We start from the raw sequence: 26415 nt of genomic DNA, 5'->3' as shown, positions 1-26415 counted from the left end.
AATGCCCAATGCCCCATGCCCCATGCCCCATGCCCCATGCCCCATGCCCCATGCCCCATGCCCCATGCCCCATGCCCAATGCCCCATGCCCCATGCCCAATGCCCCATGCCCCATGCCCCATGCCCCATGCCCCATGCCCCATGCCCAATTTTTACTTTTTTCCTAGCAACCAATAAGTCATCATATCCCCCTTACCTTTTACCGGAATCACGCCTCGCATCTCAAACAAATACTTATCTTTCAAAAGCTCATAAGTAACATCAGTAACTTGAATGCTGCCTGCAAAACCCGTAGCTTCCATCCTCGCCGCTACATTCACCGTATCTCCCCACAAATCATAAGTAAACTTGCTCACACCAATTACTCCCGCAACCACCGGCCCGGAATTGATGCCGACGCGAATTGCCAGTTTTTCCCCTGTTTCGGCGCACAATTTTGCTATTTTTGCCTGCATTCCCAGGGCCATTTGGGCGATCGCCTCGGCGTGATCCTGTGTCGGCGTAGGCAATCCCCCGACTACCATGTAAGCATCGCCAATAGTCTTAATTTTCTCCACACCGTACTTTTCAGCTAACTGGTCGAAGTGCGAAAAAATTACGTTCAAGCGCTTTACCAACTCGGTGGGAGACATTCTCGCCGACAGTTCAGTAAAGCCAACAATATCAGCAAATAAAACACTTACTTGGGCAAAACTGTCGGCGATCGTGCTTTGCTCTGCCTTCAAGCGTTCTGCGATTGGTTTGGGTAAAATATTTAACAGCAACTTCTCGCTTTGTTCTTGTTGAACTTTGAGCGCTTCTTGCGCTAATTTGCGCTCTGTAATGTCAGAAACAGTACCCTCATAGTAGAGCAGCTCACCTTTTGAATCTCGAACAGCCCGGACATTTTCTGACACCCAAATCCGGCGCCCGTCTTTGCGACATACCATAGATTCAAACCCCGAAACGGCATTTTCAGCATCCATAGCAGCCACAAATTCGAGGCGGCGTTCCGGGTCAACGTACAGTTGCTGAGCAATATTTTTAATCTCCGACATCAGTTCTTCTGGCGAGTCGTAACCGTACAATTTTGCCAAAGCTGGATTAGCGCTGAGATAGCCTCCTGAAGGCGTGCTTTGAAAAATGCCTTCCATAGCATTTTGTACAATGCTGTGATATTTTTCTTGGGCAATACGCAGCAATTCTTCTGCTTGTTTGCGTTGAATTAAAGAACCTAATTGAGTGCCGACGGCATTAAAAACGTCTATAAATCGTGCGTCTTTCCCACCAGACGAAATTTTAAAGAAAACTAGCACTGCCAATACTTCATCGCCTACCAAAATCGGCACGCCAAAACCCGCTTTGAATCCGAGTTCTAGTGCTATCTGACTTCGTAAAAAATTCGGGTAGCCCTGGGAAATATCTTCTACCCATTCCGGTTGCTTGGATGCCCAAACTCGTCCCGGCAGCCCTATATTCATGCCAAATGTCAGTTGTTCGCTTTGCCTGCGGAACGCATCCATCCTCGCGTTGCTGGCATACCAGCCTCGGGCAGATTGCAGCACAGTTTCTTCTGCATCGGGAATCCAAGCTTCTCCTACATCCCATCCGATTGTTTCGCCCACTTGGTGCAGAATTACTTCTAAAGCTGAGTGAAAGTCTACAGATTCGCCGATCGCCCGCGTAGTTTCCAGCAAAAACCGGATTGATTCTTGGGCCCGCTGGCGTTCTGCGATTTCTTCCTGCAATCTAGAATTGCGATCGTGCAGTTCCCTAGCTTGCAGTTCCAGTTTGGATTGCAGCGAACGAAGGGAAAGTTGGTTTTGAACCCGGGCTAAGACTTCTTCTACTTGAAATGGTTTAGTAATATAATCCACTCCTCCTACTTGAAAAGCTTTAACTTTTTCCAGCACATCATCGAGCGCACTAATAAAAATTACCGGAATATCTTTAGTTTTTTCGCTTAACTTTAACTGCTCACAAACTTCATAACCGTTCATTTGCGGCATATTAATATCTAGTAAAATTAGATGGGGAGGAGATATTTTTGCCGCTTGCAGAGCCAAGTTTCCGTTAATAGCCTTCCTGACATGATACCCGTGAGATGTCAGCATAGTCGATAGAAGTCGCAAGTTATCCGGCATATCGTCAACAATCAGAATGTCTTTAGGAGGCGCTGGTAATGGATGGTCGTTCATCATAATATAATTGAGTTAAGTCGATAATGATATCTATCCGAAAATTATCGACTAAATCTGTTAAAGCGTTAGCGAGATTTGCCTCAGTTTCGGGAATTTCCTGGATCAGTTCGAGGATGCGGTTGTCGTCCACACAAAGTGCTGATCGGTGCAACTCGACCACCCAGTCTGTGGGCATTACACTCAAATCCTCGGTGGTCAAACTTTTAAGCAGCGTGGGTGCTGCCAAAGAAGTAGATAAGTTTTCTTTCTCATAAATATAACGCAGTTTGAGGTGATGCGCTATCTTTTCAAAGAGTACCTCTTCCCGAAACGGTTTACATATCAAATCGTTACAACCAGCAGACAAAATTATTTGCTGCTGCTCGTCAAAAGCACTGGCTGTCAAGGCAATAATTATTGTTTCTTTACCTTCTAGAGTTTTCTTAATCTGTGTTGTAGCTTCATACCCATCCATCACAGGCATCACCATATCCATTAATATCAACTGTGGCTTCCAAGTTGAATGCAAAGCAATTGCTTCTTGACCGTTAGTTGCTTCCCGGACTTCAAATCCCAGGGGTATCAGGAGCTTAAGCAGCAGTTGGCGATTTTCCGCTACATCTTCAACTATTAATATCCGATAAGTGTCTTGTCCGGCTTCTAAAGCAATAACTTGTTTAATCGGGGATTTTTCTTGTTCATCACTTTGTGTTACTAAGTCAACCCAGATATTAAAGCTGAAAATTGTGCCTTGACCGAGTTGACTTTCAACCGCAATATCACCCCCCATAATTCGGACAAACTGTTGGCTGATCGGCAACCCCAGACCAGTTCCCTGCATGGAGTTTCGACCACTTTCCGTTTGTACAAATGGCTTAAATAAGGTGGAAACTTCCAAGGGAGAAATGCCGGGACCCGTGTCGGTAATTTCAAAATACAATTGGGATTTATTTTCTTCGGTGGCGTCTTTTTCAGCTTGGCTGCTGACGCGCAAAGTAACGGTTCCCTGCTGAGTAAATTTAATCGCATTGCCGAGCAGGTTAATTAAAACTTGCCGCAATTTAGCTTCGTCTGTTTGAATGTACTGCGGCAAATCATCTGCGTTTTCAAAGATTAAGTGCAAACCTTTTGAGTTGGCTTTTAGTTGCAGCATTTCTTTGAGACTGTTGAGAAGGTTGTAGAGATTGAAGCGGCTGGGATTGATAGTAATTTGACCTGCTTCTATTTTGGACATTGACAAAACATCATTGATGAGTTCTAGCAAATGTTCGCCACTGCGGTTAATAATTTCTATGTATTCTTTTTGTTCTTCCGTGATAGAACTGTTGCGGGCCATGACTTGGGAAAAACCGAGAATGGCGTTGAGAGGTGTGCGGAGTTCGTGGCTCATGGAAGCTAGAAATTGGCTTTTGGCGCGGTTGGCAACTTCGGCGTTTTCTTTGGATTTAATCAGTTCCATGGACTGCCTTTGAGTGCGGGCGAGCAATTCCGCTTGCTGTAATGCGACTCCTAGCTGAGTACCTACATCAACTGCAACGTTGATTTCTGCTTCACTCCACTGGCGGGGAGCAGAATTTTGATATGATGCTAGTAATCCCCAGAGCTTTTTCCCAGATAAAATTGGTACAATAATGTAGGATTTAGCTTGAAATTTTTCTAGCAATTGGATGTAACAATTGTCGAAACCTTGCTTGTAAATATCTGCGACACAAAGGTAAGTGGTACCTCGGCTGTAGGGGCCGCCTTGGGTTTCTTGCAAATAGGTATCGCGTACTTCTTGTGAGGGGCTATCTAATTCTTTGACGACGCAACGATCGCTGTCTAAAGCGCCTTCAGTAAGGTTAGAATCAAGTTCCTGTGCTTGGATGAAAGAAGCCCAGTTGTGGTCACGGGATTCGGCTACAAATTCGCCACTCCAGTCTGGATTGAAACGGTAAATAGCAACTCGATCGCACTTCATGGTTTGGCGCAACTCTCGGGTTGTGGCGTAAAAAATTTCTCGGATCTCTAAAGTTTGCCGCATTCTTTCAATGATGCGGGCGATCGCTCTTTGTCGTAAAGCACTTTCTTGCAGTTCGGTTTCTGCCTGCTTGCGTTCGGTAATATCTACAGCCATTAAAGCAATGCCGATTGCTGTACCGTTATCGTCAATTAGTTGAGTATTGTACCACTCGCAGATGATAATTCTGCCGTCTTTAGTCAGATTTTCGGTAGTGCCGCTGGATTTGGCATTCAAGTCGTGATTGAAAATCTCAGATAATTGCGGGTGGTAGCTTTCAGGTACGATCAAATCGGAGGCGACTCGACCAATCGCTTCTTCCTCACTGTAGCCAAAAATAGCAACGGCTGCGGGATTCCAAGTGATAATTTCTAAATTGAGGTTTAACTCGATAACTGCGATCGGCGTTTGCTGCAATAAAAATGAGATTCTTTGTTGGGATGCTAGCAGTTTTTCTTCGGCTAATTTTCGGTCTGTGATGTCATTAGCAGTGCCGAGAATTTGTTTGGGTTTACCATCGGCTGTTCTGAGAAATACTGTATCCCAACTGTGCATCCACCGCCATTCACCGTTTTTGTGTTTCATTCGGTATTGACATTCAATGACATCACCGTCTTGGGCTTGATCCACTTTTTTGACGCTTTCCAAAAACTCTTGCAAATCATCGGGGTTGAGCAATTTTGGCATCATTGCTGTACCCATATCTTGTATTTCTTGGGCGGTATATCCTAGCATCGTAGAAATTTGTCTGTTGCTGTAGACATTCCGCTGTTCAATTACATCGTAAACATACAATAGGTTCGGATTGGAATCGGCGATCGCTTGAATGAAGTGCTGGCTCTCTCTGAGTGCGGATTCTGTTTGTTTGCGAACGCTAATATCTCTGGCTACGATAATCACTGAATCTGAAGTCAGCGGAGAAACTTTAGCGTCGAGGCAAACTTCGCGCTCTCCGACTTTAAAGCTATATTCAACATTGATGGTTTGCTTAGTTTTTAGAGCTTGGTGGATGGCCTTTAATACTAAATCTGCTATAGGTTTCGGCAAGACTTCGTGGGCGGTTTTGTTAATCATTTCGCTTGGAGGTTTCACCAAATTTGTTGATGCTGTCGGGGCGATTTTGATGCAGCGCCCTTCTGCATTTCTCACTAAAACCGTGTCAGTCATGGCGGCAAAAATCGCCCGCAATTCTGTTTCCGATTCTTGCAGAGCTTGCTCGGCGCGGACGCGGGTGCGAATTTCTGCTTGCAGCACTTTATTTTGCCGATCGAGCTGCTGAATTCGGTTTTTTTCTCGTTCGATCAGTTTAGTTTGAGCGATAGCGAGCCCTACTTGAGCCGCCACAGCTTCTAATAAGTCGATTTCCTCCGAAGTCCATTCCCGGTAACGATCGCACTGGTGCAAACAGATAGCACCGTTTGCCCTGCCTTGGTAAGAAGTGCGAATTGCCAGCATCGATTTTAACCCAACCTTCTGGCAAATCGGTTGAACAGCTTCCAACAGAGGGTCTGAATAAACATTGTTGGAGGCGATCGCCATATCTTGTATCATCATTTGTATGACGTGAGGATTGCCCCAAATTGGAACAGGTACGTTCCGAATAGATTCGCACTCCGGTTGTAGATACTCGGCCACCAGAGGAATATCGACTTGGGGAGTAGTAACGTAAGTATGAATCAAACAGCGATTGACGCAGAATGCCAGACCGATTTGAGTTGCAGCTATTTCAAATATTTGTTCGGGCTGCAAGCTGGAGCGAATTTCTTGAGTTATTTTTGCAATCAGCAATTCTCGCTGAACTTGCCGTTCTAAAGCCGCTTTAGCTCCAGCCATTTCTATTTCTGCCTGCTTGCGATCGGTGATATCAAAAAGTACGCCATACCAAACAATATCGCCATTATCGCGCATTTCTGGCCGAGAATTAGATTGCAGCCATTTGAGTTTACCCGACGGTGTAACAATCCGCCATTCACAGGCAAAAGGTTCTAAACTTTGGGCGCTAGTAGCAATTTGTTTTACCAGATATTCGTGGTCATCTGGATGATTTTGCTCGAAGCACAAGTCGGGATTTTTTAAAATTTTCTCACTCTCTAATTCGTAAATCTCCCGACAAGCATAACTAATATATTCAAATTTCACACTTCCATCGGGCTGCTTGATAAATTGATAAAGAACTCCCGGTATATTGACCGCCAATTTCTGCAACCGCGCTTTGCTTTCCCGGAGTGATTGTTCTGTTCGCTTGCGAAATTCTACCTCTTGTTGCAGTTGGGCATTCTGCTGTTTTAATTGTTTTGATAGCTGTTGTATAGTCAATTGACTTTCGATCCGCACTAAAACTTCTTCCACTTGAAAAGGCTTAGTAATGTAGTCAACACCCCCAACTTCAAAAGCTTTGACTTTATGAAAAGTTTCATCAAAACTGCTCAAGAAAATAACCGGAATTTCCATCATTTTCTCGTTGGATTTCAGTCTAGCACAGACTTCATATCCGTTCATTTTGGGCATGGCAATATCTAGCAAAATCAAGTCAGGGAGAACGGTTAAATTAGCATTAACCGCCATTTCTCCCGAAATCGCCCGCTGAACTTTATACCCTTCTTTCGTCAATATGTTTGATATAAACCGCAGGTTCTGGGGCTGATCGTCAATAATTAAAATGTGAATATTTTCTTTGTCAACTATCATTTTTTTCTGCTCATTGTGATTTTTTTAGTGCTAGCAGCAGAGCGCTCATTTAATAAATTTAGCGATTCCTGGCAAGCATAATTATTTATTAAATGTTTTCAAACTCAGCAAAAAGAGGATTAATTTTAAATACAGCGTATTCCCGGTTTATGAAGTACATCCCAGAAACCGGGTTTCTTTACACTTCTCGCATCATTACTGATTCTGTCCAACAAACCCGGTTTCTCCGTACTACATCTAAATGAAATATGCGGTATTAGCCCATCAACTAACGCACCTTCTATTTTTTCAACTTATTGGTTGCTTGTCTTAAGTTGCCCACCCCAAATAACCGTATTTAACCACCTTTTATTGCCCCAACAAATCCCCTTATTTGATGTCCCAATTAAGTTGGCAGAAAAACAATCTTCGCTTAGGAACTCCCGACCAAAGCAACCGGGTTTTTTAACTTTGTTCAAGGGCTGTAACCAAGTATTTTTGTACAACCCGGTTGATGCGTCCAGGACTATTTTTTGCTTGACTTTTGCATTAAAAGTCCCAGGAGGATAACGCAAGTTTCTGGACATTTTGCTGCCACATTCAAAGGGTTTTAGCCGAGATACACACCTGGACGTACCGCGAGGCAAAGAAACTGTTTTTTTTACTCTTTTCGCTGCAACAAAGTATGGCTGTGAAAAACCTCGGTTTCGACGCACCCGCCCCTCAGTCTTAAGATATTTATAGGTGACTAAGAGTATAGATCGATCGCCCCGCACCCAAAGCCTACCATATATAGCGGTTCTCAAGCGTGGTGAGGGGGGCCAGTCCTATGCCTATGCCCTATGCCCTATGCCCTATGCCCTATGCCCTATGCCCTATGCCCTATGCCCTATGCCCTATGCCCTACGCCCGCGTGAGCACCTCATGTTACTGATAAAGGCTATAAACTATTTTCTCGGTCTTTTCTATGCCAGCAATTCCTTAAGTTTAGCAATATTTTCATTGCTCAAGTAAATTTTAATTTCTAGTTCTTGCTCAGATTCCCACAGCAGCAGCAGATTATCTGCCCCCAAGGCGATTTCGGGATTGTTTAATTCAAGTGTTTGATATTTAACTTCGGGAATTCCTACGCGAATTACCAGTTCCGATTCCAACTGAGGATAGATGTACAATTGCTGTTGCAAGTTGTCAAGTTCTAATTTGTCAACAGTGTTGTTACGTTGGACAGGAGAATCGGGTATGTACCAATAGAGAGTTTCCTCCCGAATTTCGGGATTGACTATCACAAATGTTTCGTCAAAACGCTGGGGGTGCCAGTGAATTTCGCTCAGACCGCCGATTTGCGGAATCAGTCGCTCTACCCAGCTAATTTCTTTCCCGTTGAGGTTTCCCCACCACTGACTAATATTATCGAGATTGTCAGCATTTTCGGGGTCGGTGCTGCCGGACTGCCAGACTGTTTTTAGTTGTTGCATATACAAGTTCTCCAGGGAATTTAAATTTGAGATTGCAGGCGTTCAATTGGAGATTCATTCGTTATACAATAATTTTAATGGACTTACCAATTATTTACCACGAAGATTACGTTGCACCTCTGCCACCGGCTCACCGCTTCCCGATGGCAAAGTTTCGGATGCTTTACGAGATGCTGCTCGCGGACGGGGTAGCAGATAAATCGCAATTTCACGCTCCCGAACTTCCCCCTCAAGAATGGATTGAATTAGTCCACGACCACTCCTATGTTCAAGCTTACTGCAACGGGACGATCGATAGCAAAGCGACTCGGCGAATTGGTCTGCCTTGGAGTCGGGCCCTTGCTAATCGCACTTGCACTGCGGTTGCAGGAACTGTACTAACAGCCAAGCTCGCTTTAGACTACGGTTTGGCTTGCAATACTGCGGGCGGAACTCATCACGCCTTCCCAGCTTTTGGTTCGGGTTTTTGTATTTTTAATGATTTGGCTATCGCCTCTCGCGTCTTGCAAAAAAATGGTTTAGTTCGCAAAGTTTTAATTGTCGATTTAGATGTCCACCAAGGAGACGGAACCGCCGTAATTTTCCAAGATGACAGTAGCGTTTTTACTTTCTCCATGCACTGCGAAGTCAATTTTCCCGGCACTAAACAAAAGGGCGATTTAGATGTACCTTTGCCTGTCGGTATGGAGGACGACGAGTATTTACAAACCTTGGATAAATTCTTACCAGATTTGCTTTCAAATGTCAAGCCCGATTTAGTTTTGTACGATGCTGGAGTAGACCCTCATCACGGTGACAAACTGGGAAAATTAGCTTTAACTGATACGGGCTTATTTCGCCGGGAAATGCAAGTTTTGATGGCGTGTTTGGCTGGCGGCTATCCCGTTGCCTGCGTGATTGGCGGGGGCTATTCCGATGACGCTAAGGGGTTAGTTTACCGACATTCGCTGCTGCACCGAGCCGCCAGTCAAGCCTACAGGCAGTATCGACTGTGATCGAGAGCGGCGAGATATAAAATTGACTTCAGTATTGTTGGGCGATATGATTGCTTGTGTAGGCTGTCAATATACTACTAAGAACTGGCTAAAGTGGCATTAGAATAGAGATATCGCATTCAAGTGTAGTGTATTTTATGGAATCCAACTCGTTAAATATCAGAGAAGATGGGGCCCAAGAACCGACTTTGATGCCGATCGACAAGCGCTACCTGCTAGTCCTCAACATCACATCCTTCTGCGACTCCAAAGGCAGCAGGTATCTCGATTTAATGTGGGCTAAAGACCTAACCCAACACTTCAAGTATTTGAAAAACTTCACGCTAGCATCTCCGTGCGTGCGAGAAACCCCCCCAGAAAATACAATAGAGGTGGATTCGGAAACATCATTTGTTGATGCTAAATTTATTGACCTTCCCTCCGCAAATAGCTTGGCAAAAGCAATATTGCTGCTGCCGGCAACGGTTGCCCAGCTTTGGGGCGCGATCGCATCTTCAGATATCGTACATAGCGGCGTAGCAGGCTGGCCGATTCCGATGGCATGGTTAGTGACGCCAATAGTCCTGATACAGCGGAAACCATACCTGCTCATAGTCGAGTCCGCACCGTGGCGACTGCTACCGGGCACCCCTGCCAGCATTAAAGCCAAAATTCAAGCTTACATATACGAAACATTGAATCGCTGGTGCATCAACAGCGCCGACTTGACCATCTTTACACAGGCAGAATACCAGCAGAGTTTATTAACCAAACGACACAAAGAAAGTCACATAATTAATGCTTCGTGGATAGATGAAGCAAATATTATTTCCGAAGCCGACGCGACAAAAATATGGCACGAAAAACTGTCTCCCTCACCCAAACAACTAAAAATTATATTTGCGGGCAGATTGCATCCCAATAAAGGCTTGTTAGTTCTCCTAGAAGCAATGAAAATCTTGGACGAACAAAACATTGCCGTCAAGCTGGACATACTAGGTGAAGGCGAACTGTTAAGCAACTGCCAAGCAGCAAGCAAGGCGATGCAAAAATCGGTACAGATCGAACTTTTGGGAACTATTCCTTACGGCAGAGAATTCTTCGGGCGGCTGCAACAATATCATGCTGTTGTGGTTCCCAGCATCTCGGACGAGCAGCCCAGAATCGTATACGATGCTTATTCCCAGGCCGTACCTGTACTGGCAAACAACACAGCCGGACTCCGCGACTGCATCGAAAACGGCATCACAGGCTCGATCGCTAATTGCAATGACCCCGTTGCTTTAGCAAACTTGCTCAAACAGTCGGGAGAAAACTTGAACCTACTTCAAAATATGGGCATGGCAGCTCTGAACAAGGCTCGCAGCCTGACTCACGAAGAAATGCACCGGCAGCGGTGGCAGCTTTTGTTAATGATGTTGGAGCAATTAAAAAAGTAGGCGATACCTGCACTGCGGGCGATCGCTCCAGCTTGCCAGATGGGTACAACTTGAGCTAAAAAGTTGTTAAACAAACAACGGTACTTATGTCGAAAGCCAGCGACTCCAATCACCCCTATCCACTGCTGGTTGTCATTGTTAACTACCGAACCTCTAGTTTGACAATTGACTGCTTGCGCTCTCTAGTTAGCGAAGTTCAATCGGTGCCGGGTATGCGAGTTGTAGTTGGCGACAATGCTTCAGGCGATCGCTCCGTCGAAGAAATTAGTAGTGCGATCGCCTCAGAAGGCTGGAATGAATGGGCATCCTTCGTTCCCCTAGACCGCAACGGCGGATTTGCCTTCGGCAACAACGCCCTGATCCGTCCCGCCCTCCAATCCACCAATCCCCCCCCTTACTTCCTGCTGCTTAACCCAGACACCATAGTTCGCCCCGGTGCCCTCAAAGCCCTCGTCGATTTCATGGACACTCATCCCGAAGCCGGCATCGCCGGCAGCCGCTTGGAAGACCCCGACGGCACGCCCCAGGAGTCAGCTTTTCGGTTTCACAACCTCTTGACGGAACTCGATTTTGGTTGGCGCACAGGCTTTATATCCAAGTTATTAGCCAACTGGGCTGCAGCGCCTCCCATTTCCCAAGAAACCTGTCAAACTGATTGGGTAGCTGGAGCCAGCATGATCGTCCGTCGCGAAGTATTTGAAAAGATTGGCTTGATGGATGAAGCTTATTTCATGTACTGCGAAGAAATGGACTTTTGTCTGCAAGCGAACAAAGCTGGCTGGAGTTGCTGGTACGTACCCGAAAGTCGCGTTGTCCACTTAGTCGGCCAAAGCTCAGGCGTCACTGACACCAAAAAGCCCGCCAAGCGGCTGCCGACTTATTGGTTTGATTCCCGGCGTAGGTACTTTATCAAAAACTACGGCTTGGTTTACACAGCATTAACTGATGTATCCTGGGCTTCGGGTTTTGCAGCCTGGAGGGTGCGCCGCGTACTTCAAGGCAAACCAGATGGCGATCCACCACAATTGCTGAGGGATTTTGTATTAAATAGTGTATTTTTTAAGGGGGGTAAGATTGAAAAATCCAAAAACTTTTAAAGGGAGTTGGTAAATCGGTAAAAGCCAACTAAACCAGGTTAACTTAGGCAAGCAAAATATTTGATGATGCAGCCGAGAAATTAGTATTATAGAGCGATAAAACCGAATTGCTCCTTCCTCAAAAACCTGATATACCCATTAATATCGTGGGCATCTAGCAAGAGAGTAAACAAGAAATAGTGTGAATTAGACCTTATGGTAACTGAGCAAAACTTAATCACCAGTGAAAATCAAGTAGAAAACCCCGGCATGGGACTATGGCAGCAAATTAAAGAAGACTGGATTGCTCATGGTCGAGATTGGACAAAACCGGGATTTCGTGCCGTAGCAGTGCAGCGTTTTGGCGTCTGGAGAATGCAGGTAGAACCGAAATTACTGCGGGCTCCTTTGAGCATTCTTTATCGAGCGCTCTACCGAAAAGTCCGCAATAGTTACGGGATAGACTTGCCTTACACTGTGAAGCTCGGTCGTCGTGTGGTGATTGAACATCAAAACGCTATTATTATTCACGGATATTGTACGATCGGCGACGACTGCATTATCCGCCAAGGTGTAACTTTGGGAAACCGCTATTTGGACAAGCCTCTAGAATCTCCTCAATTGGGCGATCGGGTGAACGTCGGCGCTGGTGCAAAAATCCTCGGCAAGGTCAACCTGGGAGACGACGTAAATATCGGTGCCAATGCTGTAGTTTTATCAGATATTCCCGCAGGCAAAACAGCAGTGGGCATCCCCGCCAAGATTCTTCAATCTACCAAAAACTTGGAAAATGCTTAATCGACATTGCAAAAAATTATCCGCCACCTTGTCATGCGTTACGGCAAGTTCCCCGGCCTCTACACCAAATTCTGCAACCCCAGTTCCGAAGAATACACCGAATTTCTCCGTCGGCAGGGCAACTTGTACTCGATCGGCTCTAATTGCAGCATCCTGCCGAGCACCGTCTTTACAGATCCCGCCTACGTCCGCATCGGCAACAACGTCCACTTCTCCTCCTGTACCCCGATCGGCCACGACGGCTCGATCGCCATGCTTAACCGGGCTTACAACGTTAAAGTAGATGCCGTAGGCAAGATAGATATCCGCGACAACGTATTTATCGGTTTCAATGCGATCGTCCTTCGCAACGTCACTATCGGCCCAAATGCGATCGTCGCCGCCGGTGCCGTCGTCACCAAAGATGTCGCCGAGAGCGATATAGTGGCCGGCGTCCCCGCCAGACTGATCGGCCGCGTCGAAGACTTAGTGAAAAAATTGCAAGCCGAAACTCAAAGCCTGCCCTGGGCGGATTTGATTAACAGCCGCGAGGGCAGCTTCGACCCCGAAATTGAACCCGATCTCGTAAAGTTACGAGTGTCACACTTCTACGGCAACACATCCACTCCAACTGTGGCCCAATTCCAGCAATCTCCCTACCCAAGTTAGAGATTCTTCTTAAGAGAAATTGCACTATAGCAATCCTTGCAGGAGTCGTAAATTTTTTACCCCACCCCAACCCTCCCCGAACCCAAGGGGAGGGAGTAAGAATTCACAAATGATGCGAGGATTGCTATAATAGGCACAATTGTCTATATCATTAAAACACTGCACAAACAATGGTTGAGTCAATCACTAAGCCAATCATTTCTGCTACAGAAGCAGACTGGAGCCGCGAAAAATCTAGCAAGTGGTGGGGACCCAATTGCCAACTGCTCAAATCTATCCGCAACTATCAAAAGTGGCAGAAGCAGGGTGGAATTGCGGGATATATTTTATGCCGTTGGAACGTTATCCAGCATCGATTTTGGAGCGTGGTAACTGCAACAGAAATCCCTTTAAACAGCCAAATACAAGGAGGACTGGTGCTGCCTCATCCTAATGGCATTGTCATTCATCCCAGTGCTTCCATTGGCCCTAACTGTATGATTTTTCAACAGGTGACAATTGTTGGTGATGTCAAAATCGGCGGTCACGTCGATATCGGTGCAGGAGCGAAAATTATTCGTCCCGTAACGATCGGCGATCATGCTTTGATTGGTGCCAATGCTGTGGTGATTTGTGACGTGCCACCAGGTGCAACCGCAGTAGGAATACCGGCAAAAATAATCGAAAAAAAGACCCCGAAAGTCGGAGAAAAATTATAGAAGTCGCAGAAAAAATAGCACATTAGCTCGACTTTTATTAAATTACAATAACTACTCAGTAGTTGAATTCAAGAAGTACAAATTGAAAAAAAATGGAGTGGTTGCCAACAGCTAGGATTTGGGATTTAAAAATCCACAAAAACCCGCGGCTTTCAGTGGCGGGAGCGTCCAAAACCCTGGGGGTGACAAAGAGGTTTAGGAGATGACGCAATCAGGGTTGCAGCCCGTATACCCTGTTGATAAAAGCGACGTTTATTTCAAGTTAACTTCATTAACTGTTGAATTTCTAATGAATGCCGATCGATCGGGATAATCAACCCACTGTTCTCCATCCTTACCAACGCCAAATGTACTCCGTCTACGGTATTTTTTTATTGGTGCGGAGCGGCGAGATACATATTTTTGTACCTGTTTTTTCTGGCTCTCCGGTACTTGTTATGCTAAAAAGTTAGTAAATTTCGCCTCTTCCCTACTTAGCTGTGCTAAAATGTTAGTGAAATGCTCAAAGAAAGGTTTAAACCCACATTCCGCAGTTCTGGATTTGATGACTAAGGATTTTCATACATTCAGTGTAGGAAAAATATCTGTGCCTACCTTTTCTAATTTTAGGAATGAAAATTTAATAACATCCCCGATGTATAGCGGTTCTCAAGCGTGGTGAGGTATGCCCTATGCCCACGGAGGCCTATGCCCTATGCCCATGAGTACCTCATATGAGAGCTCGAAAGGCTATATAATAAATAAATGAGTGAATATGAATAGGTTTATGTTTCGATAGAGATGTCAAATATTATACCTACTTGGTTCTTCTTATGTCGCCCAAGATTTTTTGATTTAAATCATTTCTTACTAACTTAATTTATGTTTTACTCAGACGAAATCACTGATTTAATGCGAAAACATCACCAGTCTTTATCTGAAAAAGATCAAAGAAAATATGCAGCTTTCTTAAGCCGTAAAACAGGGTCGTGGTGGAATTATTTACATAGCCCGAGTTTTGGGAGTAGACAGGAATACAATAGCCAAGGGAATTAAGGAATTAAAAACTGAATCAGACACTACTTTTAATCAACAGAGAATTCGCCGACGTGGAGGAGGAAGAAAAACTAGGGAGTCTGAGATGCCTGATTTAAATGAGCGTTTTTTAGAAGTCTTAAAAAACCACACAGCCGGAGATCCCATGTCGCAATTTTTATAACGTGAAGCCCGTAAACGACATAACATTTAATCCCGCTGCTTTGACTTGGCGCGCCAAATCTGCCAAGGCTGGAGCTTGCCAGAACGGTTCTCCGCCCGAAAACGTGACACCTCGATTGCGAGGATTGCTGAGAATCTGCTGAGCAAGAACATCAACCGCAATTAATTGATTAATTTCAAAAAACCAAGAAGCCGGATTAAAACAACCTGGACACTCCCGCAGGCATCCTTGTACCCAGATCACGGCTCGACAACCCGGCCCATTTACTTCCGACTCGTCTACATATCCCATGATGTTGAGATAGCCTGGGGGAATTTCTAAAAGCTGAAAATATGGGTTTGTTTTCTGAGGTTTCATCGCTTCTGTGCCTCTGGTTTTAATAATGGGTAACGCACTGGAATTCCTATGACACGTTCAATGCGATCGCCAAAAACCTGTAGCACTTCAGCCTTGACTTGCTTGAGTTGCCTTGTCGGATATAAACAGCCATTGGGCAGATCATTCCCTCGTGCTTCTAGCTGATGCGTTAGGGGGCAAAGTCGCGTCGGCGTGTTGAGTTGGATTTCGTCCGGTAATAATGCTTGCATCCGGCGGATGTACTCTGCCCGATCCTGTTCGTTCCACTCGGTGAGTAGCATCGTCTGAATTGCCAGGTGTCCTGAATAGAGTTGGCGAAATTGGAGGAGACCGGCCCAAATGTCCTGGAGGTTGATGGTTGGCATGGGGCGATTGATGCGACAGAATGATTCAGCAGCAATGGCATCAACTTTGACAGCTACCCAATCGGCGATGGCCAGTTCCTCACACACCGCGCGATCGCCCAGCAAACTGCCGTTGGTCAATACGCCAACCGGCTTCCCGGTCATTTGCTTCGCCATAACCAGAATTTCGCCTAAATTCAGCGCCAGAGTTGGCTCACCGCTACCGCTGAGGGTGATGGTGTTCACATCGCCGACAGGGAAGGATTGCAGATCCTGTTGAATTTTCTGAGTGGGGACAAAAATCTGGCGGTTGCAACTCTGGTGCTCAATCTCACCTAACTGGCAATACACACAGTTAAACGAGCAAGTAGAATCTGGCCCGATCGGATCAATTCCTAGCGATCGCCCAAAGCGCCAGGATTGGACTGGGCCGTAAACAGAAGTGAAGGGTTTAGTGACAGTAGACATGGCTTTAGGTCGATCTCCAATTTTATGAAGCTGTACTACTTTGAGCCGGTGGCATCACCACTTTTCGGGCCACACCCAATTTCTTTAACAGCCAAATTGCCCACCAGGTAGGATCGTACTCCCACCAGCGCCAGCCTGCTTTGGCAACATTAGGATGGGCGTGGTGGTTATTGTGCCAACCTTCGCCATAGGTGAGAATAGCCGCCCACCAAAGATTGCGGGAGTTGTCGTTTGTCTCAAAGGTACGGTATCCCCACAGGTGAGTGACCGAGTTAATAAACCAAGTGCTATGCCAGAGTAAAACAGATCGGACAAACATACCCCAGATCACAAATGACCATCCCCCCAGTGCATACAGCAGTAGCCCCAAGGGGATTTGCAGCAGCAAAAAGTTTCGATTCAGCCAGCAATAAAATCGATCGCGTGTCAGATCCGGGGCAAACCGCTGGTACTGTTCATAATCGAAGAATTCGGAATGCGGGTAGAAAATCCACAGCATATGGCTCCACCAGAACCCCCGACGGGCAGAGTAAGGATCTTTATCGACATCCTCGGTATAGGCGTGGTGTAGCCGATGACCCGCCACCCAGAAAATTGGCCCTCCTTGTAGAGCAAAGGTACCGATCAGGGCGATCGGATATTCCAGCCATTTAGGAACCTGAAAACTGCGATGGCTCAATAGGCGGTGATAGCCCAAACAAATGCCAATACTGCCAAATAACCAGTGCAAAAAGATAGTTATACCCAAGGCAGACCAGGAGAAGCACCAGGGGGCTAAGAGCGCGAGGGCATGAATAGTCGTGAAAAAGAAGACCGCAGTCCAATCCAGCGGAGATCGAGTGGGAGTTGTTGGCAACAGTTTAGCGGTCATCAATTACCTCACAAAACAAAAAGTCTGGGAATAAACATTAGAAAAAGCAATCGCTGTTATAGCAATCCTTGCAGGAGTCGTAAACTTTTTACCCCACCCCAACCCTCCCCTTATCAAGGGGAGGGAGTAAGAAATTCATAAATGATGCGAGGATTGCTATACCAGTCAAATAAATGTGCCCATTTGGTTAAACTGTAAATCAATCCCAAAACTCCCACTCAGCTCAAGCAAGCTGCCAGATCGGCATCAGGGGTGGTAATAGCCTGTAAGTTATATTTCTCCGACAGAAGCTTGAATACATTGGGAGAAATAAACGCCGGTAATGTCGGCCCTAGACGAATGTTTTTAATCCCCAAATGCAAGAGAGTTAGCAAGACGGCTACTGCCTTTTGTTCATACCAGGACAGAATCATGGAAAGGGGTATATCGTTGACACCTACCTCAAAGGCATTGGCTAGGGCTACAGCAATCTGAATCGCGGAGTAGGCATCGTTGCACTGACCAACATCCATCAGGCGGGGTAGTCCGTCAATGTCGCCCATTTGTCGATCGAAGAAGCGAAACTTACCGCAAGCTAGGGTGAGCACGACACAATCATCAGGCACTTTTTCTACGAACTCGGTGTAGTAGTTGCGATCGGGTTTGGCTCCATCACAGCCCCCTACCAAGAAGAAATGGCGGATTTTACGCTGTTTGACAGCCTCAATGATTTTATCTGCCACCCCTAGGACTGTATTGTGGGCAAAACCAACTGTGACTTCCCTGGGGGGTGCATCTTCGGTAAAGCCGGGAAGTGCCAGTGCTTTCTCAATAACTGGAGTAAAATCGGGTGTGCCATTGTCGATCGCACTCAAGTTAATCAGACCCGGATAGCCGACGGGGCCAACGCTAAAGAGTTTATCTTCATAATAGGAATGGGTTGGCATTAAGCAGTTGGTCGTAATCACGATCGCACCCGGGAACTTGCCAAAATCCTTGGTTTGGTTCTGCCAAGCAGTGCCGTAGTGACCGTAGAGATGGGGATACTGCTGTTTTAGTTTGGGATAGCCGTGGGCTGGTAGAAGTTCGCCGTGGGTGTAAACAGTAATTCCCGTGTCTGCTGTTTGCTTGAGTAAGCCTTCGAGTTGTTTGATGTCATGTCCTGAAACCAGAATCGCCTTCCCTTGCCGTGGATTGAGGGGAACAGGCGTGGGAATTGGGTGCCCATAGGTACCGGTATGTCCGGCATCCAATAGTTCCATAGAGCGCAGATTAATGGCTCCCACCTCAAGAGCAAGATCCACCCACTCCTGCAAGCCCAAGGTCAGGTTATCGAGGGCGACAAGTGCCTCATAAATGAAACGATACACCCGCTCGTCTTCCTGTCCCACTTCGTAGGCGTGGAAGGTGTAGGAGGCAAGACCCTTAACCCCATATAGCACTGTGAGTTTGAGTGAGAAAATATCCACATTCAAGCCAGACTGACTGAGGAACTGAGAGGAAATCAGCTCACCCTGCTCAACCAGGCTCTCCTCAAAGTTGGGTTCAAAGTCGGAAATTGCAGCCCACGTGGGTGGAGTGTCTGTTGCTTGCTGCACTTGAGCCTTGAGGTTGGCGCGATGGGCGATCGCTTCCTGGAGATACTCAACAAACCGCTTTTCGGAAAAGTTGACATTCGTCATCGTGGCAAAGATCGTTTCGCAGGTGAAGACATCCACTGCATGAGTATCAATGCCTAACTCTTTTGCTTTGAGGGCAATCGGAGCCAACCCGCGCAGATAATAAATCAGCAAATCTTGGATAGCATTCACTTGGGGACTTTTCCCACAAGCACCAAACTGATGGCATCCTTGTCCGCTTGCTGTTTGTTCGCATTGTTCACAGAACATAGATTTTTCCTTGTTGAATTGGTTAGAATTTACGCAACAACTCGGTTATGAAAGTATTTATCCGTCTCTGACTATGTTAACAAATCTGAGTTAACTCACATCTTGTAGCATTCTCAAGAACGGGATCTCCGGCCCGTTCCACAAAGAGTAAATTTTGTTGTGGAACAGGCCGAAAAGCCTGTTCCTAAACAAGTAATTGAGAATGGTGTAACATCTCAGAGTTAACAAATCTGACGCTGATTCAGAGGGACTTGGAAAACCGTTTGCTTGAGTGGGGGATGAGATAGCTATCAAACACGGATGCAATATTGCGAATTAGCAAGCGGCCGAGCGCGGTTACTTCAATGCCATCGCCCCAACGTTTGATTAACCCATCGGCTTCTAAGGCATCAAGTTGTGGCAAAACATGAGCGAAATAGTCATTAAAATCGAGATCGAAGCCGAGATGGTATTTTTCTTCCAAATCCTGCACCGACAGTTGGAATTGACACATTAATTCCATAATTACTGTGCGCCGAATCAGATCGTCCTGATTAAGTCTAACACCTTTTTCGATCGGCAATTCACCCGCATCGATCGCCCGATAAAAATCTTTCAATCCCTTGTGGTTTTGGGTATACACATCCTGCAACATACTGATGGAAGTCATGCCAAAGCCCAACAGATCCGATTCGGGCTTAGTGGTATAACCCTGAAAATTACGATGTAGTTGTCCAGCTTGTTGCGCGATAGCTAGTTCATCATTAGGCTTGGCAAAGTGATCCATACCAATAAACACATAGCCATTTTGCGTCAGTTGGTCGATCGTACTTTGCAGAATTTTCAGCTTTTCGCCAGCGGTCGGCAAAGCAGACTCCGGCATTCGTTTCTGAACCGGTTTGAGCCAGGGAACATAGGCAAAATTAAAGACGGCAATGCGATCGGGATTTAATTGCAAGGTCTTCTTTACCGTTTCCTGGAATGTGGCTTGTGTCTGGAAAGGTAAGCCGTAAATTAAATCCACATTGACACTTTCAAACCCTGCTTCCCGCATCCAATCGATCACATCAAACAACATCGCTTCCGGCTGCACCCGATTGATCGCTTGCTGCACGATGGGATTAAAATCCTGAATGCCAAAACTAATCCGATTGAAGCCTAATTGTCGAAGAAATAGAATGTATTCGCGATCGATATAGCTAGGATTGACTTCGATCGATATTTCTGCCGCGTCATCGAACCGAAAATATCGATTTAACTGATTCCAGAGAAACTCTACCTGACTGCGATCGAGATAGTTGGGCGTGCCGCCGCCCCAGTGCAACTGATGCACCAGCCGATCGGCATCCACCAAACTGGCAACTTGGCGAATTTGGCGATCGAGATAGCCTAAATAGGGTTCTACCACCTCCTTGCGCTGGGTAATGATGGTATTGCAGCCGCAGAAATAACAGGGCGTTGCACAAAAGGGGATGTGGCAGTAAAGCGATAAGGGGGTTTGTTTGTGATTGCCGACGGCGATCGCGGTTTTAAATGCGTGGCGATCGAAATCAGTGCTTAATTCTGTGGCGGGTGGATAGCTGGTATAGCGAGGTAAAGGCTGGTTGTATTTATTCAACAATACAGCATCAAATTCAACCGTTTGTGATAACTGTTTCATTAACTAATGTGTCCTTCTGTTGTTGTGTAAATTCAGAACCCCGGCATATTTTAGAGATACGATCGATCTTGTTTTCCTTGGGCGAGTTATTTTGCGACAGATTCTCGCTTGGCATGAGGGCTGCGGCCTTCTGTGCTACCGGGGCGATCTTGCCGAGTCAGCAAATCAAAGGTATGATCTCCAATCGCCGCTTTCACATCGGCTTCGAGTTCGTGCATTACATCCTGGTTAAGGGTAAATGCCGTATTTGCTTCGGCGACAATTCGCTCGATCGTGTCAGCATCCACCGGAAACTCATCAAAGGTTTGGCGATAGCGTTCCTTAAATACTCGCCTTGCTTCTGGTGTCGAGATTTGGGAAAATTCATAGAAATTTGTTCCCTGATCCGGTGGCAGAGACAACGCCGATCGAATCACGTTTTTCAAGCTTTGTCCGCCGGATAAATCACCCATGTAGCGGGTGTAGGCATGGGCAATCAGCAGGACTGGATCGGTTGCTGAGAGGGTTTGAATGCGATCGCGATACACAGAACCCGCTGGCGAAGCCGTAATTTCCTCCCGCCAATTTTCACCGTAATAAAAAGCTAGATCGCAAGCCAGATTCTCAGTGCGATTTAACTCAGGGAAATAGAGGGTTCCGATAATCGGGTGGTTGACATGGGTCTGCAAAGCCGTTTCTAAGGCGCTGTAAACAAAGTATAGATCGGCAAATAGTTTACGCAAAGGTTCCCGTTCCACAATGCCTTTCATAAAGCATTTCATAAATGCCGTATTTTCGGCTGTGGTGTGGGATTGCATCGTGCCTTCTCGGAGGCGTGTGGATAGATTAGTCATGGCAATATCTCCTAATTAATAGCGGTTCTGGACGATTCAGCATTAATCGAGGGCAGTAAATAAAGGCGCAACAACTGCCACGCGATCGCAGCAATCCAGGGTAATTTTTGGCAAAATTGGATGGCGGCAGGGCGCTGGTTAGTTGAGATTTCTGCTAGCTTCTGATTGGCGATCGCACATCGCTCCAAACGGGGAAAGAATTGTGGATGGTGGGTATCTAAAATACTGGGAAACGCCCGTTTTGCTGTTTCATTGGTGTGATGAATCACCTGCTTGTTATATTCATCGGGGTCGATGCCGATCGAGTCATAAAATGTGGAGCGTTCCAACACCGTCATTGTATGGGTGGCAAACACCGTCAGTAGGAAAAAGCGCGCCCAGAGTCTTGCCTTCCAGTTATTCCAAAGCTTAGGCTGCGATCGCAACAAAGCCTTAAAGAAATCCCCATGCCGATTTTCGTCTTGGCACCAATTCTCGAAGTAGCGAAACAGGGGATAAATTTGATGTTCTGGATGTTGTTCTAGATGGCGATACACCAAAATATAGCGCCAGTAGCCAATTTTTTCCGACAGATAAACAGTATAAATCACCCATTCTGGAGGGAAGAATGTGTAGGTACGATTTTTTGTTAAATAGCCCAGATCGAGAGACAACCCAAAATCGGCCATCGCCTTATTCAAGAAACCGGCATGACGCGCTTCATCCCGTGCCAGTAAGCTAAAGGCTTCCGATAACAAGGGTTGGCGATTCTTAAGTTTGCGGGAGAGTTCTTTGAACAACAGAAAACCCGAAAATTCTGAGGTACAGGAGCGCTCTAGAAAGTCAATAAATGCTTTTCGCGTTTCGCCATCAATCTTGTCCCAGCATTGCTCAAACTCTTGATTGCGGACAAAATGGTGGCGGTTATAGTCCGCGCGCAATTCTGCTACAACTGCTTCTAATTCCGTTTGTTGCCCGGACAGATCCATTTCGGCAACGACATCAAAATTGGTGGTGTAAAAGCGGGGTGTTAACAGGGTTTCTTGAACAGGTGCTTTAATGCCGGATGGCAGACCAGCAGACTCCGATTTACTAATTGAACTGACCATAGGAGTGGAGAGTGGATTGTTCGGAATTGATGACTGTGCACCACATTGCCTTAATCCGCGATCGCCCACAAGTCAGTTACCAGTGGTATCCTATAGTTACTTTAGGTAAAGCATTGAAGCAAATAGGACGCTTGAGCCATTTCTAAAGAAATATGGAAATTATCGTGAAGGCAACTGTGCAGGGAGTTTATGGTGGAAGCGAGTCAGTGCGTAGAGGTTAAATGTCCGATTCAATTTGTGCTGGATTTGTTGGACAATAAATGGTCAATTTTGGTTCTACGCGAACTGTTTGGAGGCGCGAGGCGTCCCCACGAATTACTCGCGGCACTTCCTGGCATCAGCACCAAAACCCTCACCCAACGCCTACGAGAGTTGGAATCTCAAGGGTTAGTCGATCGCCGTGTTTATGCCGAGATTCCGCCCCGCGTAGAATATTCCCTCACGCCCAAGGGTCGCCAAATTCAACCAGTGATGGCAGCCCTGCATGAAGTAGGATCGCAGTGGCTGGGACAGGAGAGTTGTATTTGTCCCCTAACACACTCGGATGCTAAGGACGATCGCCTGGATGCTTCAGGTCTAATTTCAGATTAAAAATGGTCAGAATTATTAATCTCTCTCTTCTCTTCCTCAGTGTCCTCTGCGCCCTCTGCGGTTTAATCATTCCGGTTCTGGCAGGTGAATTCCGTGAGTTAAGTTAAGTCGCGCTAAGAATTAGCCTTGGGAATAGCCACCAAAGTCATAGAATTAGCTGGGTAAGTTGCCCTAAAACCATATTTATATACTCTAAAGCCGGAGTTCCAAGTGCTAATTTTATTTACACCGTAGATGTCGGGGCTGATGGAATAGCGATCGGCTCCAACGTCTACAGATAAGGTCGGATTGGCTGTTTGGGCGATCGCCATTTTGAAGTAAACTGTTGTTACGGCAATTGCCAAAGCGGCGATTAAACCTAACAAGAATAGGATAAGCCAACGAGGTTTATTTTCGGGAGACTGCAATAAAAATTGTGGATTCATTAATTTATGATATAGTTTTTAGTAAGGCTTGTTTAAAATCTACTGCACTTTTATAATAAATTTCAGGATTGTCAACTAAAGCGCGATCGATTACGGTGGCTAGCGGTTGAGGAATCGAGGAAGTGCGATCGCGAATAGGAACCGCATCATTATCCAACACAGCACGAAACGGGTCTAGTCCCACAAAATTGCGAGGCGAATATCCCGTAATCATCACATACAAACAAGCCGCCGCCGCCCAAACATCAACCTCCGGTTGCGCGTACTTATAATCAAGCACTTGCTGTCGCGGAATAAAATACGGCGTACCAACAGCATTACCACTCAGAGTTAAACCACTTAAACCCGCTTGATCGAAAGCCTTTGCTAACCCATAATCCCCAATTTTAGCAACTTGTTTCCCACCCACATTCGCCAGAAAAATATTCCCTGGCTTCAAATCCCGGTGAATCAAACCCCGTCCCTTTGCAAAACTACCATCAGCCAATCTGACATTCGGAATTTCCGCATTATGAGTGTAAGTCAAACCCTCTAAAACTTGCACAATAATAGCCACAGCCTCATCAATCGGCAAAGTGCTGACACCGCGTTTTGCCATCAAATCAACAACACTACCACCCTCACAGTATTCCATCGTGAAAAAGAAAGTTTCATCAGCATAACCAGACTCTTTAAATCCTACCACATGAGGATGTTTCAAACATTTAGTATTATCAACTTCCCGCAAAAACCAATTCACAGCCCGCTGATTCGCAGCAACTTTTGGTAACATCACTTTCAGGGCGACTTCTTCATTTGTTTGTTTATGTCGCGCCAAATAAACCAAACTAAAACCTCCCTTACCCAACTCCTTCAGTAAAACATAATCCCCCAGAACTCCAATATTAGTTTTACCAGCCACAGCTTTCAACAGAAAAGCTTTCAGCATTTCCCACAGATTGGCTTGATTTGAGGGAATGATTGGGGGTGATTGTTGTTGGAGATTTTTGGCTATTTCCGGGTCAAGGGCAACAGCAACTCGAAAAGAAGTATCGCTGAGTGTAAATTCATCTCCCCCCTGCAAGTCGTATTCGGAAAATTGAATTTGAGCAGCTTCTTCGGGAGTTTGATGGGCTTCTCGCTGACCGATTTTTTCACCGTTTACAAAAGTCCCATTTTTGCTACCAAAATCTCGCACGCGGATATCGGGAGGATTGATATCTAGCAAACAGTGATAGCGGGAGATGGTGCGGTGTTTGTCGTCGTCGGGAATTTTGGGATAGCAATCTTTGGCGCGGCCGATAATGCAAGTAGTGCGGGTGTCAAAGGTGAATTCTTGGCCTTTGAGATTGCCTGCGGTGATGGTGAGGGTAACTTTTGAACTCATTTCAATATATGATTGTGAAGGTGATACTTGGCTAAGCAAAACTAGCGACTTCTACAGAACGTTCTACCGCTACACTTTTACGCTGGCGTTTAATTCTGTCGATTTCATGCAATGTTTCGGCTGTTAGGTAACTACTGCCACAGTGAGGACAGCTTATTACGGGAATATTTTCTATAACTAGCAAATCTTTGCCTTTGCCATAGGTTCTGGGAATTCGGCGAATTCGCACACCTTCTGTTCCGCAAATATCGCATACCATTTACTAAGTCTCCTTGCTTAAATTAGTCTTCATGCAATAATTCATTGATAAATTCTTCCCGTTCATCCTCTGTCATTGCATCCCAGTCTTTTCCCCTTTGTGCAGCAGCCTGTCGCGCTTTTTCTGGGCCATCATGGGTTAAGTTTGCCCAAGATTCCCAAGGCTGCATCAGCAATATTTTCAATAATTGATGTTTTTTGCCATCGGGTAATTCTTGAGCTAATTCAATTACTCAATCATCGGTTAATGTGAATGTTAATGTTGGCATCGATTCACCTCTCAGTAAAAATCTGCCTTTTCAATATATCATAACACAAACAGCTATAGTCCAGGACGCATGGGGGTTCATAAACCGGGTTTTTTACGGCAACATTTGGTTCCAGCCGAAAAATTCAATAAAAACCCGGTTTCTTTGGTCGGAGTGCGTAAGTCTGGTTCTCACTATCAATCAAGCAATTCCTTTCAGCAAACTTGATAAAATCCCTAAAATTTTCCCTACATCTTTAATGTAATACTCAGCAACATCAACATCTAAAGCATTACCTTCTAACTTAAGAAATCTCCACACAGTGCCCGATGTCATCACACCATAAATTATGGGAATTTGATTGCCTTCTTTTTGATTAAACAATTGCGCTGCATACATCTCCGCTGCACACTGCCCCAAACCGCCGATTAAGTCTTCTTTCTTGGCTTCAACAATCGCAATGACTGGTGCCATAATTACAATTTGAGACTCAGACAGGCTGATTAAAAAATCACAAGCACCATTCAGCCCTTTTTCTATGTCTACGTTAAACTCTTTACCGGAAAACAAGCTAATTTTATCGTCTAGCATTCTCCTCAATTCTAGTAATATTGGGGTGATAATCATTTCAGAACGAGCTTTTTCTGTGTTGATTTCGCTGGCTATTCGGAGGTTGTAATTGAGGGTGAAATCTAGATATTCGCTGTATCCGACTTCGGGAATATTGACAAATAAGTTGTTTTTGTCTTTGAGAGTGAAGCCGAATTGTTTGATTAAGTCACTGAGGGAAAAGTTACTGTAAGCCATCTATCGATTTTGGATTTTAGATTTTGGATTTTAGATTAATTCAACTTAGTGGTGCAGAAAACTCCTGAGATGCTTAAGGAGCGTAGAGAATCATAGTTAATGGAGAAAAGGGGCTTGCGCC

Annotated in this window: 22 protein-coding genes and 1 pseudogene; 8 read left to right on the top strand and 15 right to left on the bottom strand. The window is 45.6% G+C overall.

The genetic code is table 11. The features are described from left to right. Positions 1–152: 152 nt before the first annotated feature. The 3 genes from QUA16_RS25760 to QUA16_RS25750 all read right to left on the bottom strand — a co-directional run bounded on the left by QUA16_RS25760 (position 153) and on the right by QUA16_RS25750 (position 8300). A complete protein-coding gene (locus QUA16_RS25760) occupies positions 153–2180 on the bottom strand; it encodes an adenylate/guanylate cyclase domain-containing protein (protein ID WP_333106865.1) in 2028 nt (675 codons plus the stop codon). Continuing rightward, on the bottom strand, positions 2146–6846 hold the full coding sequence (locus QUA16_RS25755; protein WP_333106864.1) for a PAS domain S-box protein: 4701 nt from the start codon (positions 6844–6846) through the stop codon (positions 2146–2148). The genes QUA16_RS25760 and QUA16_RS25755 overlap by 35 nt, the downstream gene beginning before the upstream one ends. A gap of 944 nt (positions 6847–7790) precedes the next feature. Further along, positions 7791–8300 carry a hypothetical protein gene (locus QUA16_RS25750; RefSeq protein ID WP_333106863.1) on the bottom strand — a complete coding sequence of 170 codons (510 nt, stop codon included), beginning with the start codon at positions 8298–8300 and terminating at the stop codon, positions 7791–7793. A gap of 77 nt (positions 8301–8377) precedes the next feature. Between QUA16_RS25750 and QUA16_RS25745 the strand changes: the two genes are divergently transcribed. The 6 genes from QUA16_RS25745 (at position 8378) to QUA16_RS25720 (ending at position 13933) form a co-directional block, all read left to right on the top strand. Next, on the top strand, positions 8378–9295 hold the full coding sequence (locus tag QUA16_RS25745) for a histone deacetylase (RefSeq protein ID WP_333106862.1): 918 nt from the start codon (positions 8378–8380) through the stop codon (positions 9293–9295). Between the two features lie 137 nt (positions 9296–9432). Next, positions 9433–10713, top strand: a complete 1281-nt coding sequence (locus QUA16_RS25740) for a glycosyltransferase (protein ID WP_333106861.1) — start codon at positions 9433–9435, stop codon at positions 10711–10713. Positions 10714–10799: 86 nt separating this feature from the next. Beyond that, entirely contained in the window at positions 10800–11810 is a 1011-nt protein-coding gene (locus QUA16_RS25735; RefSeq protein WP_333106860.1) for a glycosyltransferase family 2 protein, read from the top strand. Positions 11811–12005: 195 nt separating this feature from the next. Beyond that, positions 12006–12587, top strand: a complete 582-nt coding sequence (locus QUA16_RS25730; RefSeq protein WP_333106859.1) for a serine acetyltransferase — start codon at positions 12006–12008, stop codon at positions 12585–12587. Positions 12588–12593: 6 nt separating this feature from the next. Next, entirely contained in the window at positions 12594–13235 is a 642-nt protein-coding gene (locus QUA16_RS25725) for an acyltransferase (RefSeq protein ID WP_333106858.1), read from the top strand. 170 nt (positions 13236–13405) lie between these two features. Then, a complete protein-coding gene (locus QUA16_RS25720; RefSeq protein ID WP_333106857.1) occupies positions 13406–13933 on the top strand; it encodes a DapH/DapD/GlmU-related protein in 528 nt (175 codons plus the stop codon). 1195 nt (positions 13934–15128) lie between these two features. Here the strand turns inward: QUA16_RS25720 and QUA16_RS25715 are convergent. From QUA16_RS25715 to acsF, 7 genes and pseudogenes are all read right to left on the bottom strand, one after another. Further along, a pseudogene (locus tag QUA16_RS25715) lies at positions 15129–15488 on the bottom strand (4Fe-4S single cluster domain-containing protein); the annotation flags it as partial. Next, positions 15485–16300 (bottom strand): radical SAM protein, encoded by an 816-nt coding sequence (locus QUA16_RS25710; protein WP_333106856.1) that lies wholly within the window; start codon positions 16298–16300, stop codon positions 15485–15487. The gene QUA16_RS25710 and the pseudogene QUA16_RS25715, both read right to left, overlap by 4 nt. 22 nt (positions 16301–16322) lie before the next feature. Then, positions 16323–17171, bottom strand: coding sequence for a fatty acid desaturase (locus QUA16_RS25705; protein ID WP_333106855.1), 849 nt, complete (start codon positions 17169–17171; stop codon positions 16323–16325). Between the two features lie 218 nt (positions 17172–17389). After that, positions 17390–19039, bottom strand: a complete 1650-nt coding sequence (hcp, locus tag QUA16_RS25700; protein ID WP_333106853.1) for a hydroxylamine reductase — start codon at positions 19037–19039, stop codon at positions 17390–17392. Between the two features lie 241 nt (positions 19040–19280). Next, on the bottom strand, positions 19281–20678 hold the full coding sequence (hemN, locus tag QUA16_RS25695; protein WP_333106851.1) for an oxygen-independent coproporphyrinogen III oxidase: 1398 nt from the start codon (positions 20676–20678) through the stop codon (positions 19281–19283). Positions 20679–20764: 86 nt separating this feature from the next. After that, positions 20765–21511, bottom strand: coding sequence for a heme oxygenase (biliverdin-producing) (locus QUA16_RS25690; protein ID WP_333106850.1), 747 nt, complete (start codon positions 21509–21511; stop codon positions 20765–20767). Positions 21512–21522: 11 nt separating this feature from the next. Continuing rightward, positions 21523–22599: a magnesium-protoporphyrin IX monomethyl ester (oxidative) cyclase gene (gene acsF / locus QUA16_RS25685; protein ID WP_333106847.1), complete on the bottom strand. Its 1077-nt coding sequence runs from the start codon at positions 22597–22599 to the stop codon at positions 21523–21525. A gap of 11 nt (positions 22600–22610) precedes the next feature. On the opposite strand from acsF, the gene QUA16_RS25680 reads away from it, so the two are divergent. After that, positions 22611–22745, top strand: a complete 135-nt coding sequence (locus QUA16_RS25680) for a hypothetical protein (protein WP_333181438.1) — start codon at positions 22611–22613, stop codon at positions 22743–22745. A 43-nt stretch (positions 22746–22788) separates the two neighbouring features. Then, positions 22789–23190 carry a helix-turn-helix domain-containing protein gene (locus QUA16_RS25675; protein ID WP_333106845.1) on the top strand — a complete coding sequence of 134 codons (402 nt, stop codon included), beginning with the start codon at positions 22789–22791 and terminating at the stop codon, positions 23188–23190. Between the two features lie 113 nt (positions 23191–23303). Here QUA16_RS25675 and QUA16_RS25670 read toward each other — a convergent pair whose 3' ends face one another. The 5 genes from QUA16_RS25670 to QUA16_RS25650 all read right to left on the bottom strand — a co-directional run bounded on the left by QUA16_RS25670 (position 23304) and on the right by QUA16_RS25650 (position 26294). Then, positions 23304–23615, bottom strand: coding sequence for a hypothetical protein (locus tag QUA16_RS25670; protein WP_333106843.1), 312 nt, complete (start codon positions 23613–23615; stop codon positions 23304–23306). 4 nt (positions 23616–23619) lie between these two features. Further along, on the bottom strand, positions 23620–24981 hold the full coding sequence (locus QUA16_RS25665; RefSeq protein ID WP_333106841.1) for a protein kinase domain-containing protein: 1362 nt from the start codon (positions 24979–24981) through the stop codon (positions 23620–23622). A gap of 31 nt (positions 24982–25012) precedes the next feature. Continuing rightward, a complete protein-coding gene (locus QUA16_RS25660; RefSeq protein WP_333106839.1) occupies positions 25013–25240 on the bottom strand; it encodes a type II toxin-antitoxin system MqsA family antitoxin in 228 nt (75 codons plus the stop codon). Between the two features lie 22 nt (positions 25241–25262). After that, positions 25263–25409: a hypothetical protein gene (locus QUA16_RS25655; RefSeq protein WP_333106837.1), complete on the bottom strand. Its 147-nt coding sequence runs from the start codon at positions 25407–25409 to the stop codon at positions 25263–25265. 279 nt (positions 25410–25688) lie between these two features. Further along, complete coding sequence (locus QUA16_RS25650) at positions 25689–26294, bottom strand: hypothetical protein (protein ID WP_333106835.1); 606 nt, start codon at positions 26292–26294, stop codon at positions 25689–25691. Between the last annotated feature and the right edge of the window lie 121 nt (positions 26295–26415).

Source organism: Microcoleus sp. S13_C3, from assembly GCF_036700905.1.
Classification (GTDB): domain Bacteria; phylum Cyanobacteriota; class Cyanobacteriia; order Cyanobacteriales; family Microcoleaceae; genus Microcoleus.
The sequence above is the reverse complement of the archived record's forward strand: the minus strand, read 5'-3'. Positions and strand labels throughout refer to the sequence as shown.